Raw genomic sequence first — 381 nt, 5'->3', positions numbered from 1 at the left:
AGATCATCCCGTGGAACTTCCCGATCCTGATGGCCGCGTGGAAACTCGCTCCAGCCCTGGCTGCCGGTAACTGCGTGGTACTCAAGCCCGCCGAGCAAACCCCGCTGGGCATCACCGTGCTGGTCGAACTGATCGGCGACCTGCTGCCACCGGGCGTGCTGAACATCGTGCAAGGCTTCGGCAAAGAAGCCGGCGAAGCCCTGGCCACCAGCAAACGCATCGCCAAGATCGCCTTCACCGGCTCGACCCCGGTTGGCTCGCACATCATGAAATGCGCCGCCGAAAACATCATTCCGTCCACCGTGGAGCTGGGTGGCAAGTCGCCGAACATCTTCTTCGAAGACATCATGAAGGCCGAACCGTCCTTCATCGAGAAAGCCG

1 protein-coding gene is annotated in these 381 nt (G+C 61.4%); it reads left to right on the top strand.

What is annotated here, in order from left to right; translation table 11 throughout:
* Positions 1-381 (top strand): aldehyde dehydrogenase family protein (locus Q8X48_RS29865; RefSeq protein ID WP_407802816.1); only part of this gene is annotated, 381 nt, incomplete at both ends.

The sequence above is a fragment of the Pseudomonas sp. QLc11A genome (genome assembly GCF_052112305.1).
GTDB classification, from domain to species: domain Bacteria; phylum Pseudomonadota; class Gammaproteobacteria; order Pseudomonadales; family Pseudomonadaceae; genus Aquipseudomonas; species Aquipseudomonas laurylsulfatiphila.
Note: the sequence above shows the minus strand (reverse complement) of the source record. Positions and strands in the feature narration are given on the sequence as shown.